Source organism: Bradyrhizobium manausense, assembly GCF_018129685.1.
Classification (GTDB): Bacteria; Pseudomonadota; Alphaproteobacteria; order Rhizobiales; family Xanthobacteraceae; genus Bradyrhizobium; species Bradyrhizobium manausense_D.
Genome location: NZ_JAFCLG010000029.1, coordinates 44,692 through 59,997, shown reverse-complemented (window position 1 = coordinate 59,997; position 15,306 = coordinate 44,692). Strand labels below are relative to the sequence as shown.

Genomic DNA, 15,306 nt, shown 5'->3' with positions numbered 1-15,306 from the left:
TATTATACGATCCGCGTCTCGATGTCGGCTGAAGAGGTCGCCAAGCTTGGTGATTCCAAGCTGATCCCCGGCATGCCCGTGGAAGCCTTCGTCCAGACCGGCGACCGCACCATGCTGTCGTACTTGTTGAAGCCGCTGCACGACCAGTTCATGCGGGCGTTCAGGGAGAAGTAGACAACCCCACTCTCGATTAATCATCATTCCTGAACTCGCTGTTCAATGTCGCATCGACGTATCACAGGCTAGGCGCATGTTCGTGGGTCATTGTCCCAACTGGCGAGGAAGGCGCTACGCACGATCATGAATTGCAGGGGCGCATGGCCTGGCGTCGCCGAACTTTTTGCGAGCGGTTGCCCTACGTTCATGCCAAGCAACCAGACCGTCGAATTGAGGGGACCTTCGTGCCTCATGCGCGCGCGAAGCGGTTCCGTAAGCAGCGAATGCTCGCGCAAGATGAGGGAACCTTCTTCGTTTCGGTAACGAAGGCGAGAACGCCCATACGATGGGCAGTCTGCTGCACCCCAAACCCCAATTTGAAATCATTTTTGGCACGCGCAAATCCGCTTCTCGTAATAGTGTGAGAAGTGAACTGCAAGCGAGCCATGGAGGATCGTCGAGATGACTCCTTTGTTTTTACTGCCCGCTTTTCTACTGGGTAGTATCGCAGGATACGCGCTAAGGGCGCTGCGCTCACATCGCCGCTTGGGACAGTATCGGCGGCAGCAATTGTACAGGCGTTACGTTTCGGATGGTTACGTCCGCGCTGATCGATCGCGATGAGCCTTGCGGACACTTCGATCGCGGCGAGTAACCTTTCTTGATTAGGTTAAATGCCGGCGTTAGTTGCCTGACGAGTTATTGCGCCTTAGAAGCAGCAAGCTGATGCAATTTTGCGATGAGCTTATTCCGTGCTTCTTTTGATGCTGACGATCTTCAGTTTTGCTGCGGTCGCAGGTTTCTTGTGGTTTTTCGGCCGGCGTCTAGACCGCGGGAAGGGGCCTTGGATATTTCGGTTAGATAGCGATGAACACGCTTAAGCGATCTGTTCCCCGACGATACATCGCCGATCATGCCGGCCACCGGGTCCTTGTCGGCCTTACGCGGGAGGAGACAGCCGAGTTTGAACATTTGGACGCGGATGTCCATGGAGTGCGTCAGCAACATGAGGCTGCTGACACGGCCTCAAATTGTCGGTGGACCGAACTCTATATACGGCACGACATCGCATGGAAAAATTGGCTCACATCCGAGAACAGCGGCAAGGCCGATTCATCGTTTGTTAACTAGATTTGAATGATCTTCGTCCCGGCTCTCGGGGAGACCTGCCAATGTTTCGACGATTCTTGCGGGCTCGCGCGCACAACATTCTCAGCTCCCGATCTAAGGACGCGCAATTCAGGGCCCGTTCTCCGGAGCGCGATCAAGACACGGATCAACAGCGGGTCGCTGCAATTTTGGAAGCGGTAGAGACGGCGCTCGGCCAGGCGGAGCGAGAGCATGCCGGCCTTAATCGACGCGTGGATGATGTTTTGGCTCGAGCGGCGGTAACGCTCGGAAATGGCACTGACGAATATCTTGAGCGAGAGTCGCTCGATAGTCATCATCAGGATCTGTTTGACGCCGAGATTGAAAACGGCCAACGGCGCTTACGCGAACTATCAGCCTCGATCTCGCATTTTAAGTTCTTGAAGACGGCCTTGCTCACCCGCTTCCCAGAACTGACATCTTCGGCGGCGGCCTAAGCACCTCAGCTCCCAATAGTAGAAGCCGGGGGCGCGCGAAGCTTTGCCCCCACAAGCTCAGTACAGTGTCCTGACCGTTTCGCTAGCGCATGCCAATCCGTACCTTGGATAGCTCCGGATACGCCCGTAGGCATAGTAAGGTTCATCGCGGGTCCGCGGGTCGAAGCTTGAGGGCAGATACTGGATCAACTGTCGGTGCCGAACGACGGTGACGGTGGGGCAGCCGCACCGGGGACCGCAGTAGGGATTTGGCCCGCGATCAATTATGTCCGAGGCCGCTACCGACCTTGGCTGTACCGCGTAGTCAGCGGCAACGGCCTGCTCGGTGACCAACAGGCTAAAAAAGCCGATAAGGGCCGCTCTGGCAAATTTCATGACATCCCTCTCTGCTGCTAACCTTACCGGCGGCTTCGCATTTCAGCAAGGGCACTCCCTAGTGCAATTGGACGGACCAACTGGGGTCAATTGTGCTGGTCGCTTGCTTGAGAAATGCGCGTCCATCTGAGTTTGACTGTTCGAAAGCCGCTCGGATCCCGGCGGACAGGTCTTGGCGTCGGGTTAAGATGACCCGGATATCGCCCTTGGCCAGCTCCTGCAGATCCGGATCTTTCACGGCTATCGTGGTTGCTGTCAAAATAGTCCGGGCCACCATGAGCCGGAAGTCGTTGGGGGCTGTGAGATAGCTGAGCTTGAGCGCCGAGCCTACAAGGGGCGTAGCATTGTTGAGCTGTGCCCTTAACAGCGCCAGGGACAGCCATAGATTGCCCGCATAGGGGGAACGGCGCAGCGCGTGCTCGATGACGGCCTGAGCTCGATTGTTTTCCTCGATATTGCGCGACCTGATGGCGTTACTCGAAATCTCTTCCGCGTACGACGATATGGCGCCGGGCGCGCTGGATAAGCCGCCAAACGACGAAGGAAAGATTCGTTCGCCGAGGTTTACTAGACCGGCTAAGCCCAGCAATCCGGCGGCTGCCAACAGTAAGATGCGAAAACCAGTTAAACGCATAATTAGATCGCCAACATGCTGTCACCCTGGATCGTGAGCAGAGTCAAATTTCCTGTCGCGTACGCGCCGGTATCTATGTTGGCTCTGTTCGAACGAATGTCAGGTGTTTGAACCGGAGTGTGCCCATGAACAATGTATTTCTCAAAGTTCTTTTCGTGCACTAAGAACTCTTCGCGTATCCAGAGCAAATCTTGCTCTTGCTGTTGCGCCAAAGCGACGCCGGGGCGAACACCAGCGTGAACGAAGAAAAAATCCCCGCAAACGAAGCGGGCGCGCAGCGCGTTGAGGAACGCCAACTGATATGCTGGAATCTTCGCGCGCAACTCCTCGATCAGTTCGAGCTGCTGCTTGGCGTCGGGATTCAATGGCGGACGTAAACCATACGAAATCAACGTTTGAATTCCGCCGAATTGCTTCCAGTTGGAGAACTGTGAAGGGTCGTTCAAGACCTCCAGCAGGAACGCCTCGTGGTTGCCCTTCAGAAAGATCGTTTCGTGGTGCTGGCTTCTACGCGCCAATAGCTCGATCGTTTCGCGCGATGCTGGACCGCGATCGATATAGTCCCCCAAGAAAACATGGATGGGCCGGATCGAGTTAGCCGTCGAAAGATCCCGGTCGATCACGGTGAACATTCGCTCGAGCTGATCGGCGCATCCATGAATATCGGTCATTGCATAAACGCGAATTCCCTCGGGAAGCGATGGTCTCTTCGTCCTCTGTTTTGATTTCGACCACCGCACCATCTGCCCGCCAGCCCAGCCCCAGAGATAAGTTTCGACTTCTCAGTTTAGAAAACAGGGGGCAATATGGTTAACGGGTCATTTGCCCGATTTTTCGAATTCGATTCTTATTCGTCGTCTAAAACGCGCAAAATTTCAAGGCCTTAGACCTTATGACTTGGGCCAATAGGGATATTGAGGGGCGGACGAACATGCGACAGAAGCTCATTTGGCTTGCGGGGATTTTGATCGGAGCCGCCGTGGGCTTGAGTCCTAGCTACGCAGGGCTCGTTGGCATGCCTATCGGACTTCAGAAGGCTGCACAGCGGATTAAATTTGATCGATTGACCATGCCGCCGATGGCCTACCTGCAATTTTGTGCCCGCTACCAAAATGACTGCCACAAGCAGAATATGTTTCGTCGGGGCCCTGTTCGTTTCACGATGGAGCGTTGGGCTGAATTGAAAGAGGTCAATCAACAGGTTAACCGGCAGATTGTCCCCGAGCGTAACGATCTTGGGATCACCGCGGAACGCTGGTTGGTGGCTCCGGAGCGCGGGGATTGCAACGATTATGCTGTTACCAAGCGGCATGAGCTTCTGGAGTTGGGGTGGCCGGCACGAGCGCTGTTGCTCAGCGAGGTCGAAATGAGGTCGGGTGAACATCACCTGGTTCTGGTGGTGCGCACGACCGGCGGCGATCTGGTACTTGATAACCTCAGTGCTGAAATCAAGCCTTGGTCATCAGCGCCCTATCGCTGGGTTCGGATGCAAAGCCCTGAGCATTCCAGAGTTTGGGCCACTATTGCATCCAACCGGGTCTAATTAGACTGCAAGTCGCTTCGACCGATGTGTTGAGCTAGACCCAGGCCGAGCGCGATAGCCAAAGCAACTTGAACAACCGGAGCGAGAAGGCTCGGGTCGAGGAAACTCTGCAGGCTAGCTTCCATGAGCAAGGTGGCGGCGGCGGCGGAATACGACGCGTCACGGCCTCTCTTCATCGCGGCGAGAGTAAGCGATCCAAAAAGCAAAATAACCAGGAACGTAACGATGGCCGCAGCCCACGGGCCCCATTCGATCACTATCGTGGATGTGGTGCTGACCGGGCCCGTGGGCACAGTACTCAATTCGCTATAAACCTGCGAAAGGGATTCAAAGGCTCCAACGCCACTCCCGAACGGGGGTGTGGTTGCCAGCATTCGTGTGACGATTACGATGGATTGTTGGGGAGCATCGACCGCCCAGCCTGCAAGTCCGGGACTCCTTTGGAAATGAAGGAGCATCATGGTCGACGCGCCTCCTACCAATGCCGAGACGAACAACAAAGCCAGCGACGGACGGACGTTCAACCTGCGCGCTAGCAACATGAGCAGCAGTGACGCTGAGGCAATACCCAGGGTCGCCCTATTGGCCAGAGGCCCCTGCGCCATTGCCCAGCCGGCGAGGACGGCGCCTAGAATGCAAAAGCCGTAGGGGGTAACAGCGCTGATCGGCGCTTTTTGAGTACGGCTCGATGTTCGCTCGTTGATCAACTTTGCAAACGAGATGACCAGGATCATTGTGTAGGACGACATCGCGAGCATTGCCGGCTTGGGAAGCGAGAAGACAGTCAGCGGCCAAGTCTCTGATATCAAGAAGCCCGCGCAGAGTGTCATCGTTGCGATCGTCAGCGCGGACAGGACTATTGCTGCGCGCCGGCGATCGCCCGCTACGATGGCCACCGAAATTGTAAGAGCGAGCATGCTCAGATAGTTCAGGAGGCTCCATATCGTCAGTGCGGGGGCAACGCTGATATGACCGGAGGTGCCGCCAATGAGCGCGTCCGAAGCGGTTGACCAGATCGGGTTCGCAAGCGGCACGAGTGGTAGCGGGATAGATTGAAAAATCATCCACGCGCATGGAAACACGATGCAGGGGAGAAGTGGTGCTATTCGTGGAAGCCCGGATTTCAGCGACGAACTGGCGCCCAATGCAACCGACGCTAGCAAGAATCCACTCAAAACTAACAGGGCATCTTTGACGATGTCGCTCGTTGCAACGGCGAGTGCCGGAAGTGCGGCGATAGTAACCAATATGATAAAGAACGCCGCCGCCACCTTGTTTGCTTTCCCAAGACTCGCCGGCCGCTCCTTCAGCGAAGCGGCTCAAGAAATACATGGCATATTTGGTGGCTTGGCGCAGCGGCGATTTTAACCTACGCCCTAATCGATCTGGTCAAGAGCCGGGCACAGGAAAAGTCAGTTCACTCGCTGAGCTGCTGTATCGCGCCGACCACCAGTCTGCGGCATGCGTTGGGATGCTAAAATCAGGCGCGTCGCCAATCCCGTTGCGTATCCAAGCTGTGGCGCGGCTGCCAAGACGGAAGCGGAGAGAAGCGCGGACAAGATGCCGTGGGAGGCCGTTAGGGTCATTAACGCGCCGATGAGTGCGCAGCCCGACATGAAGGCAATCGCGAAAACGCGAAAGCGCCACGCGAACACAGCGCCTGTCAAAAAAAGCAAAATCAAAAAGGCCAACATTGCAGCTCCCCAGCCATAACATCGCCGGGGCGCGCTAAAAAAACATGAATCAAATCACGATAATGCTCGCAAATGCTCCGATTACCTTGCGGAGCAAGCGCTACGAAGTGTTTGAAGGGCGCCTATCATGCCATCGATCGGCAGGACGCCGTGAACCGAACTCGGTCCTAGTTCTACTTTCACCGATAACGTGTGCGACTGGAGCCAATCTGGGGTGGGGAGGGGTTCTGCTTGTGGCAGAAGACGGAGAGAGCGACGTCCGGGTAGGACGGATGTATCGAAGGAGCGCTGCTGACCGTTGGCGGCAATCGTGATTGAGGGATGCGTCCCTGGGGGGACCGGCTCAAGAACAACAAGCATCACATCGACGCCGTTCGCAGCGCACCTCAGGCTGATGCCTGCCAGACCAATGTTCGATGCGGTATCAGCCTGGTGCATGATTGAGATTTGTTCTGGGCTCCCGATTTCGAGCTTCGTCCGAACCAAAGTCCACCCGTCTTGCAACGGCGTTAACCGGTTCGTCGAGGACAGCGCATTGGCGATGCCGTTGCTGCAATCGGATTGGTTGGAGCCGCCGGGCGTTAAGCAGGATGGGGGAAGCTGGGCCGAGGCTCGAAACGGCCCAGCAAACCCGAAAGCTGCGATAATCGCTAGATATCTCACAAGTGTACGCGCCATAGGCCGGCTAATTAACTTGACTGAATGAACAAAATTTTGGCAAAGACGGTTCACGGTAAATTAATCGTGCCTCGCGCTGCATCGCAACAAAATTCCGTTGCAATTTTATTCAAGAATCGTTTGCTTAACGTGCATTTGTTGGAGGTCGCCTTGAAACCCCACGAGTTCCATTCTGTGCGGCGGTCAGACAAGGTTCCAGCTTCTCCGCAGGCCCTTCCGGCTCCCAATCAAGATTCAAAGTTCCCGATCCTTCTACCACCTGCGGCGAACGATCGCGCCCGAAGCTGGACAATTCCGTTTGCTGCTTTGCGGCATCTTCTTGCAAGTTTTGATGCCTTTCTGATTGTCGCGGCAAGTTATTTGGGAGGGGGACTGTACCAAATCGCTGCCAATGGCAAATTTAAAAATTCGGAGCAACTGATTGGCGTCGGGCTTACGGCTGCGGTTTTATACGTCTTGGTGGGGCAATCGAACGGTTTCTACGAAATCCGTTCAACGTTATCCCGCCGGAAGGATGCGGGGCGCATTTTTGCCAATTGGATGCTGGTAAGCCTGCTGCTAGCTCTCGTGGCCTTTTTGATGAAGAGTGGGGCCGATTTTTCGCGCGGTTCCGTGGTCTCGTTTGAATTGCTTGCTCTGATCCTTCTCGTTTGGTCGCGGCATCATGTGAAGGGGCTTGCGGTCAGTGCGGTGGCCGATGGTCAGGTCAGCGGCCAGCGGGCCGTTCTCTTGGGCACGCGGGATGAACTTGCTGCGCTCGGCAATCATGAGCTTCTTGAGCGCTATGGAATCACGGAGGTCGATCGCGTTCCGCTCCCGCAAGGGAAGGGCAACGGATTTAGCATGACGGAGGATGAGGCCGCGTCGGTGGAAGACGCCGTCAGGATCGCGCGGGAGAGCGGCGCGGATGAGGTTGTTCTCGTGCTGCCATGGAACGAGCAGCGAAAGCTTGAGCTTCTGCGCGATCGGTTGCGGATCTCCCCATTGCCGGTGCAATTGCTGCCGGATCGTCAAATCCGAGCGCTGACTAAGAACCCGTCATATCGGCTTCGCCATTCGCTATCGCTTGAAATCCAGCGCGCGCCGCTTTCGTTTATCGAGCGTCTTTGCAAGCGCGCCCTTGATATTGTTGGGGCGTCGATCGGGCTTTTGCTCCTGACGCCGCTGATGGTCATGACGGGACTTGCCATTAAACTTGACTCAGTTGGGCCGGTGTTCTTCCGGCAACGCAGGAATGGCTTCAATTCCAGGCAATTCCCGATTTTCAAGTTTAGAACGATGTCCGTCATGGAGGACGGCGCAAATGTCGTTCAGGCGCAGCGACATGATGCCCGCGTTACCCGCGTGGGGCGTCTGTTGCGCCGGACGAGCATCGACGAAATTCCCCAACTGATCAACGTGTTGCGCGGCGAGATGTCTCTTGTTGGCCCGAGGCCGCACGCGCTCGCGCATGATAGTCATTATGGAAATCTGCTCTCGGAATATGCTTTCCGGCATCACGTGAAGCCCGGTATTACCGGCTGGGCGCAAATTCACGGGTATCGAGGGGAAACCGCCCGGGTTGAGCAGATGCGGGCTCGCATCGAGCACGACATCTGGTACATCAACAACTGGAGCTTGTACCTGGATCTGAAGATCCTGGTTCTCACATGCTTTGAGTTGCCCCGCAGCCGCAACGCTTATTAATCAGTTGCTTGCGATCGCTGCTTGCGCCCATCCCCGATGGGCGGGGTAAGGTTGTTTTAAGGTTTCCGCTCGTTAACTGTAACTGTAGCGCAACAGCCGTTCCGGGATTCTCGGCGGTCGGCGAATCCGCGTTGACTGAGGGGGCTATTTGGCCCAATCGTCGGTCTGCAATGTGGGGCTTATGGGTGCGAAGAAGCCTATCTTTTTGGGGAATTTTGGGGTTTCTGGCGCTTTCGGCGGCAGGGTGCTCGATCATGCCCATGTCGGGGCCCGAGGATCATGTGATCAAATCGGGTCAGACCCTGGCGGGGCCCGACTATGGCCTCGTTAAGCTTACCCCTGGCGTGGTCGATATCCTGAAGGAGTACGGCCCTGGCGCTCTTGCTGGATCGTTCCCGGACAGCCGACCGCCCCCGACCATCAAATTTGGCATTGGCGACGTCGTTTCGGTCACTGTTTTTGAAGCTGCGGCGGGTGGTTTGTTTATTCCGGCAGAGGCCGGTGTTCGGCCCGGCAATTTCGTCCAATTGCCCAACCAAAACGTTGATTCGCTTGGTAACATCACGGTGCCCTATGCAGGGGCCGTGAAGGCCGCCGGTCGGACGCCTGGTGAAATTCAACAGGATATTGTCAAGGCTATCGGAAACCGAGCAATCGAGCCGCAGGCGGTCGTTGCCCTGGTCACACAGAACACGTCCTTGATCAGTGTTTTGGGCGAGGTGAATAACCCCAATCGGTTTGCCGCTAATGCGGCAGGCGAGCATGTGCTCGATGCTATTACCCGCGCGGGGGGCATCAAGGGGCAGGGGTGGGAAACCTGGGTCACGCTCGAACGTCATGGAAAGCGCGCAACGGTTCCGTTTGGCGCGTTGGTCTATCAGCCCGCCAACAACATTTGGGTGCATCCAGAAGATACGATCTACGTTTATCGCGAGCCGCAGGTGTTCTTGGCTTTTGGCGCCGCCGGTCAGCAGGGCCAGTTCAATTTCGACATGTGGAAGATCAACATGGCCCAGGCCATGGCGAAGGCGGGTGGATTGCTTGATGCCCAAGCAGAGCCTGCGGGGGTGTTCGTCTATCGCCGTGAGCCGCGCGAGCTCGCCGAACGGCTTGGGGTCGATTGCTCTAAATTCGTAGGTCCGCTCGTTCCTGTGATCTACAATGCGGATTTCCGCGATCCGGCGGGGTACTTCCTAGCCACAAAGTTCGATATGCGGGACAAGGACGTTCTGTTTGCGGCTAATGCAGCCACGGTCGATTCTGCTAAATTCTTGCAATACGTGCGCGTCATCATCGCTACGGCGAACGACTCGGTTGTTGCGGCAAACAACGTTCAAATCCTCAGGATCAACTCAAAGCTGTGAGTTTGCTAACGGACAGGCTGCAGCGATGGTTTGGCGCTGCTTCCTTGTGGCTTGTATGCTTTTCCATTAGCTGCGCGCCGTTTCCATTTGGCTCGGTCGGTATCGGGGCCATTACGCTCTGGGTCGGAGTCCTTAGCGCGGCGGCGCTGCTGGCCTGCAGCCAACCGATCGGTCCGTCCCAAAACAGGCTGTTGCTCGGTTGGGCTCTACTAGCGCTGTGCTGGTCGATCGTGATTGCTGTTCAAATGGCGCCTCCTAATTTCCTTGGAGGGGTGCTCAACGATCCAATTTGGAAAGAGACCTCGCGCTTGCTTGGAGAGGACATCCCGGGATCGCCCTCAACTGTCAAAATGCAACCGGTTCTTGCGCTTGGTCCGTCGCTTGTGGTGTTCCTTGGCTCCGCGTGTGGATTGCTCCTCGGGGGCAGCGGAAGGCGCGGCAAAGCGGTCTTAAGGGCATTTGCTTGGAGCGGATTAGCCTATGCGATTTATGGGATTATCGCCCATATCGTCGATCCGACCAAAATACTTACCTATACCAAAGAGCAATATGTCGGAGAGCTTACGGCCACGTTTTACAATCGCAACACCGCGGCTATCTATTTTGGCTGTTGCGGAGCGGCGTGGCTCGCCCTGATGCTCGAACATATCAAGCGCCGGGTGGGGCTTGATCTTGATCGGGTTGCGCTAAAAGTCCTGCTTCGCTCACGACAAACGCTCTTCAATTTTGCCGCGCTCATGGTTTGTGTGGTGGCCATGTTCATGACGCGCTCGCGCGCTGGTTCGGTCGCATCGCTGATCGGATGGGGGGTAGTCGGAGCCAGCTATTTCCACCCCGTGCTGCGCTCAAGAAAAGGCATTCTGACGGTACTGGTCGGCTCTGTTGTTGGCGCCGCCATTGGCGTGCAATTTCTCGGCGGCGGCCTTGCGGAGCGCATTGGCGTCGAAGGGGTGTCTGATGAGGGGCGCTGGTACGCTTATCAATCGACCTGGCACATCATTCAATCCGCGCCCTGGCTTGGTAAGGGCCTTGGGTCGTTTCCTTGGGTGTTCCCGGCCTATCGCAGCCCGAACGTCTCGGTTTGGGGTGTCTGGGATCGCGCCCACAACACGTTGCTGGAAATAGCGGCTGAGGTCGGGGTTCCCATGGCCGCCGTTATCGTGGTCGCCTGGATCGTCATTGGCGCGCTGCTGGTCGGAAAGGTGCTGCGGCAAAAAGGTGATGTTACCGTCTCGGCGGTGGCTCTCGGCATGCTCGTCGCGGCCTCGTTGCATACGATGGTCGATTTTCCGCTGCAAATCCCGGCCTTTGCCTTGGTTTTTTTTGTTCTGCTCGGATGTGGGCTCGCGGCCCCGTTGACCCGGCGGGGGGCTAGATTAAGCACCTCCAAACAAACGCCGAATTGAGCCTTGCTGCAGCGCGAAGGTGGCTATCTTTCGATCTGCCCTTGCGGTAAAATTCAGTCAGAGATCGGAGCCCTGAGATTGGGTATAATCTTATTTTAAACACTTGGAAATGAACAACAAAGGTTGAGGCGAGGCGATGGCCAGCAAGGTTAAGTTCCGGTTTGGTTATGTTTCGTTGATGATGATTGGTGGATTTTTCTCGCAGGATGCATTCGCATCCTGCCTTCAGCCCGATAAGCAGGTGCCTGCACAAACGATCTCGGATTTTTTGGCGAATCCGTCGGCGCTGTTGGCAAGACCTGAGAACGCCCAAGGCGGCGGTGTCCTGATCGTCACGATTCGCGATATGGTCGCATCAAATCCCGCGACGTTGCCGGCCGTAATTGCGTTGCTCAAGAACGCGAACCCGGGACAACAGACGGCGATCGGCAGCGGGCTTGGTCAGGCCGCAAACCTCTGCAACGTTCCTGATCCTACGTTTGCGACCGACATCGGCATACAGTTGTCGCTGTCGAACTCGCAACTGGCGCAGACCAATTTCGCCGTGGTCACGGGTAAAGCAACCGGAGGCGTCGGTGCTGGCGGGGGTGTCTCGGGTGGAGGTGTCGGCAACGGAACCGGTCCTTCGACGGCGTCGTCATTCGGTGGAGGCTCCTCGTTTCAGCCGTTTTCTTCGTCTGGAGTACAGACGATCGGGACGAACTACTTTACGTCCAGTGTTACGGGCGCGTCCGGTGTGACCGACTCAAGCACCACGACAATCACCGTATCGAATAGCGTTAGCCGTTAGGGGCTGTGCGCGGCCGCGTCAAAACCGAACGTTCTGCTCGACCAGAACTGCGGTCAGAGGAAAGAGACTGATGCTTCAGGTTGGCCCGCAGACCTTCAAATCGAAAACCGATTCGCACGAACAGTTTAACGACCTCGCATCGTTCAAGGATCTTCTGCTCGCAATCAAGAGCTTGGTACGGCGGCAGCTGCCCTACATCATTTTTACGCTACTTGTTTGCGTGGGTCTTGCGTCCGCTTATGTTTTGACCGCTTCGAAGAAATATACCAGTACGGCAGCACTGATCATCGATAGCCGCAAGACTCAGTTGCTGCAGCAACAGTCTTCTCCCTTGGGCGTTGATACGCCGCTCGATTCAGCAACCGTTGATAGTCAAGTTGAGATTATCACGTCGGAAAAAGTGGCGCTTTCTGTCATTAAAGACCTCGATCTCATCCACAATCCAGAGTTCACGGAGCCGGGATTGATCGGCCGTATAATTGGACCAGTTTTCGCTCTCTTGTCGGCCCCGGAGAGCGCGTCTAGCCAGTCCATTACGCGTAACGTTCTCGAGAACCTTCTTAAAAATCTTAACGTCAAGCGCCGCGGCCTGAGTTATGTGATCGACGTTTCCTACAAGTCCAGAGATCCGGACCTTTCCGCGCGAATCGCGAACGGAATCGCGGAGGCTTATTTCGTCGACGCGCTTGAAGCAAAGTATCAGGCATCACGCCGAGCGGCGACTTGGCTTCAAGATCGATTGAAGGAACTGAGGGCGCAGGCGTCTTCAGCCGATCGAGCGGTGGTTGATTACAAAGCTAAGAACAACATTGTGGATACCGGCGGGCGATTGCTGAACGAGCAGCAACTTGCGGAGACGAATAGCGCGCTGACAATCGCAAGAGCTCAGACGGCGGAAGCGCAGGCGCGCTACGACAGACTGACGGAAATTCTTAAGTCAGACGACGGCGATACCGGTCATTTCTTCAATGACATCGCGACGGTTGCAGACTCGCTGCGAAACGATGTGATCACGCGGCTTCGTCAGCAATATCTCGATCTTTCTGCGCGCGAGGCAGACTGGTCGAAACGCTACGGTGCTCAGCATCTTGCCGTGGTCAATTTGCGCAACCAAATGCGAGAAATCCGAAGATCGATCTTGGACGAACTTCGGCGTATCGGGGAGACGTATAAGAGCGATCTCGAAATCGCCAAGGCGCGCGAGAGTTCGGTGCAGGCCAGCCTTAAGGCCACGATTGACCAGTCCAATGATACTAGCCAAGCCCAAATCATCCTGAGAGATCTTGAAAGCAACGCGCAAAGTGCGCGCGCGCTATCGGACAACTTCTTACAACTTTATATGCTTTCGGTCCAACAACAATCGTTCCCCATGACTGACGCCAGGTTGATTACTGATGCGTCTCCGGCACTCAAGCCGTCGGATCCCAAGACATTGCTCATCATTGCTGGAGCTATCGTTGGCGGCGCGTTCTTAGGTTTTGGCGCGGGGTGGTTGAGAGATGCGCTTGATCAGGTGATCCGTACGGGACAGCAAGTTGAGGCCTTGATTGGCGTTAGCTGTGTTGCCGTGGTCCCTTCAGTGAAGTCGGCTCGCGGTCCGGATAGAGCATCGGCTCCTATTGTTTCGCGAGTCCGTTCAGCGTTGGCTTTGTCGCAAGCAAATGCCCCAGGCAGTAGTGGCCAGAGGCATGAGGAGAATGCGGTTCTAGATCAGCAAACGGGTGTTATCAGACTCGTCGAGGAGGAGCCGTTTTCTCGCTTCACGGAATCGATCCGTTCCATTAAGGTCGCCGCAGACGTTCATTTTATGGACGAGCAGACAAGAGTGCTCGGGGTCATCTCGGCCTTGCCAAATGAAGGCAAAACCACGATTGCCGCGTCGCTCGCAAAGGTCGTCGCGCTCAGCGGCGCTAGAGTGGTTCTTGTAGATGCGGACCTCCGCAACCCATCGCTGACCAGGACGATGGCTTCCACAGCCAAAGTTGGCTTGCTGGAAGTCGTGTTAGAGGGCAATCCGCTCGACGCTGTCCTGCTGGAAGATCCTGCGACCGGTTTGGCGTTCTTGCCGATGGTCTCTACTTCCCGAGTCGCTCAGTCTTCTGAAATCCTATCGTCGTCGGGAATGAGCAAGCTGATGGCCGCTTTGCGTGAAAGATATGAATGGGTAATCGTGGATTTGCCGCCATTGTCGCCGATTATCGATGCGCGAACGACCGTCAAACTGATCGACGGTTATCTTCTCGTAATCGAATGGGGGCGCACGCATCGAGAAGCCATCGGGCATGCTCTCAAGGACGCTCCGATGCTCGAAGGTAAGATTCTGGGCGCGGTGTTGAATAAGGCGGATATCGGCCAGCTCAACAGATATGATTCGTTCCGAGGCAACTACTACCAAGCTCGCTACTACGATCGGTATGGTTACGTCGATTGACGAACTGGATAGTCAGGAGTGCCGTTCTTTTCATAGCAATCCTAGCCGGGGCTTGGGTGCTTGGATTTGGCTTGTCTCAAATTCACGTTGCAAGCCTTGATGATCTTGCGTCGAAGATTATTCGTCGAGAGAATATTGACTACAGTGATATTGAATCCAGTAGCAAGGTTCTTAGACTTACGAGCGACGTTAGCCAGTGCTATCCAAGAGGATTGCATAACGCCGCGATCATTCGAGGTCGGCAGGTCCAGGTAGCGCTTGATAGTTCGGAGCCGGACGAGTTTGACCTCGAGCGGAACAGAGCTGTGCAAGGCATACGAAGGTCGCTTTCCTGCGCTCCGTCGGATTCATTCCTATGGTTCGTACTTTTTTGGCTTCAAAACTTCGAGCGGGGGCTGCAGCCGGAAAACATAGCGCTGCTGCGAAGATCATACGAGCTCGGTCCCTATGAGGGTTGGATAGCGCTGAAACGTTGCAAGGTTGCATTGACGGTCTATGCGTTCTTGCCCGACGATTTACGAGAAAACGTCCGAACCGAGTTTTCGGTGCTTGTCGGCTCAGGATTTGTGTACGATGCGGCGGATCTTCTCGTAGGCTCTGGCTGGTCTGCTCGCGACGATCTGCTGTTGGCGACTGCTCAAACGCGCGAAAAGTATAGGCGACAGTTGGCTAAGCGGCTTCGAGAGATGGGAATCGAAGTCAGTGTGCCTGGCATCGAGTTGCAGGAATGGAGGCCTTGGCAGGTCAACTGATAAAAGTCACCGGCAGCTCGATTTCCACTCGCAGCGCTGGAAGGCGTCGCAGACGCGCTCATCCCGGCAAGAGCCTTTCGTGCCAGGGGGGCCGACCGGGGTGACCTGGCTGGCTCCTATGCGAGGTGCGCAGGGCACTGCTGGACAAATTGGCCGAATATCAAAAGAACTCGTGCAGATTGCCTGCACTCGGCCATCGTTGCAGCTGCAG

At 55.9% G+C, this 15,306-nt stretch carries 12 protein-coding genes and 1 pseudogene; 9 read left to right on the top strand and 4 right to left on the bottom strand.

What is annotated here, in order from left to right; all coding sequences use genetic code 11:
• Together JQ621_RS35690 and JQ621_RS33100 are read left to right on the top strand one after the other, a co-directional pair.
• A pseudogene (locus tag JQ621_RS35690) lies at positions 1-174 on the top strand (HlyD family type I secretion periplasmic adaptor subunit); the annotation flags it as partial.
• 1,154 nt (positions 175-1,328) lie between these two features.
• Complete coding sequence (locus tag JQ621_RS33100) at positions 1,329-1,742, top strand: hypothetical protein (protein WP_212241233.1); 414 nt, start codon at positions 1,329-1,331, stop codon at positions 1,740-1,742.
• Positions 1,743-2,175: 433 nt separating this feature from the next.
• Here JQ621_RS33100 and JQ621_RS33095 read toward each other — a convergent pair whose 3' ends face one another.
• Complete coding sequence (locus JQ621_RS33095; RefSeq protein ID WP_212241231.1) at positions 2,176-2,751, bottom strand: hypothetical protein; 576 nt, start codon at positions 2,749-2,751, stop codon at positions 2,176-2,178.
• A 2-nt stretch (positions 2,752-2,753) separates the two neighbouring features.
• The gene (locus tag JQ621_RS33090; protein ID WP_212241230.1) at positions 2,754-3,494 is read right to left on the bottom strand and encodes a metallophosphoesterase family protein; all 741 of its coding nucleotides are present in this window, start codon (positions 3,492-3,494) and stop codon (positions 2,754-2,756) included.
• A 188-nt stretch (positions 3,495-3,682) separates the two neighbouring features.
• On the opposite strand from JQ621_RS33090, the gene JQ621_RS33085 reads away from it, so the two are divergent.
• A complete protein-coding gene (locus JQ621_RS33085) occupies positions 3,683-4,294 on the top strand; it encodes a transglutaminase-like cysteine peptidase (protein ID WP_212241229.1) in 612 nt (203 codons plus the stop codon).
• On the opposite strand, the gene JQ621_RS33080 is transcribed toward JQ621_RS33085, so the two are convergent.
• Positions 4,291-5,565: a hypothetical protein gene (locus JQ621_RS33080; protein WP_212241228.1), complete on the bottom strand. Its 1,275-nt coding sequence runs from the start codon at positions 5,563-5,565 to the stop codon at positions 4,291-4,293. The genes JQ621_RS33085 and JQ621_RS33080 overlap by 4 nt on opposite strands.
• A gap of 141 nt (positions 5,566-5,706) precedes the next feature.
• Positions 5,707-5,988, bottom strand: coding sequence for a hypothetical protein (locus tag JQ621_RS33075; RefSeq protein WP_212241227.1), 282 nt, complete (start codon positions 5,986-5,988; stop codon positions 5,707-5,709).
• A gap of 702 nt (positions 5,989-6,690) precedes the next feature.
• Between JQ621_RS33075 and JQ621_RS33070 the strand changes: the two genes are divergently transcribed.
• The 6 genes from JQ621_RS33070 to JQ621_RS33045 all read left to right on the top strand — a co-directional run bounded on the left by JQ621_RS33070 (position 6,691) and on the right by JQ621_RS33045 (position 15,095).
• On the top strand, positions 6,691-8,352 hold the full coding sequence (locus JQ621_RS33070; RefSeq protein WP_212241226.1) for an undecaprenyl-phosphate glucose phosphotransferase: 1,662 nt from the start codon (positions 6,691-6,693) through the stop codon (positions 8,350-8,352).
• Between the two features lie 260 nt (positions 8,353-8,612).
• On the top strand, positions 8,613-9,716 hold the full coding sequence (locus tag JQ621_RS33065; RefSeq protein WP_212241225.1) for a polysaccharide biosynthesis/export family protein: 1,104 nt from the start codon (positions 8,613-8,615) through the stop codon (positions 9,714-9,716).
• The gene (locus tag JQ621_RS33060; protein ID WP_212241224.1) at positions 9,713-11,122 is read left to right on the top strand and encodes an O-antigen ligase family protein; all 1,410 of its coding nucleotides are present in this window, start codon (positions 9,713-9,715) and stop codon (positions 11,120-11,122) included. The genes JQ621_RS33065 and JQ621_RS33060 overlap by 4 nt, the downstream gene beginning before the upstream one ends.
• 136 nt (positions 11,123-11,258) lie before the next feature.
• Entirely contained in the window at positions 11,259-11,912 is a 654-nt protein-coding gene (locus JQ621_RS33055) for a hypothetical protein (RefSeq protein ID WP_212241223.1), read from the top strand.
• A 70-nt stretch (positions 11,913-11,982) separates the two neighbouring features.
• Entirely contained in the window at positions 11,983-14,343 is a 2,361-nt protein-coding gene (locus JQ621_RS33050; RefSeq protein ID WP_212241221.1) for a Wzz/FepE/Etk N-terminal domain-containing protein, read from the top strand.
• Between the two features lie 71 nt (positions 14,344-14,414).
• Positions 14,415-15,095 carry a hypothetical protein gene (locus JQ621_RS33045; protein ID WP_212241219.1) on the top strand — a complete coding sequence of 227 codons (681 nt, stop codon included), beginning with the start codon at positions 14,415-14,417 and terminating at the stop codon, positions 15,093-15,095.
• Positions 15,096-15,306: the final 211 nt, after the last annotated feature.

What these genes read in the sequence shown, in the direction of transcription:
- JQ621_RS33050 (WP_212241221.1), top strand. Translation starts at nt 11,983, where the DNA reads ATGCTTCAGGTTGGCCCGCAGACCTTCAAATCGAAAACCGATTCGCAC.
- JQ621_RS33100 (WP_212241233.1), top strand. Translation starts at nt 1,329, where the DNA reads ATGTTTCGACGATTCTTGCGGGCTCGCGCGCACAACATTCTCAGCTCC.
- JQ621_RS33095 (WP_212241231.1), bottom strand. Translation starts at nt 2,751, where the DNA reads ATGCGTTTAACTGGTTTTCGCATCTTACTGTTGGCAGCCGCCGGATTG.
- JQ621_RS33085 (WP_212241229.1), top strand. Translation starts at nt 3,683, where the DNA reads ATGCGACAGAAGCTCATTTGGCTTGCGGGGATTTTGATCGGAGCCGCC.
- JQ621_RS33075 (WP_212241227.1), bottom strand. Translation starts at nt 5,988, where the DNA reads ATGTTGGCCTTTTTGATTTTGCTTTTTTTGACAGGCGCTGTGTTCGCG.
- JQ621_RS33090 (WP_212241230.1), bottom strand. Translation starts at nt 3,494, where the DNA reads ATGGTGCGGTGGTCGAAATCAAAACAGAGGACGAAGAGACCATCGCTT.
- JQ621_RS33055 (WP_212241223.1), top strand. Translation starts at nt 11,259, where the DNA reads ATGGCCAGCAAGGTTAAGTTCCGGTTTGGTTATGTTTCGTTGATGATG.
- JQ621_RS33070 (WP_212241226.1), top strand. Translation starts at nt 6,691, where the DNA reads ATGAACAAAATTTTGGCAAAGACGGTTCACGGTAAATTAATCGTGCCT.
- JQ621_RS33065 (WP_212241225.1), top strand. Translation starts at nt 8,613, where the DNA reads ATGTCGGGGCCCGAGGATCATGTGATCAAATCGGGTCAGACCCTGGCG.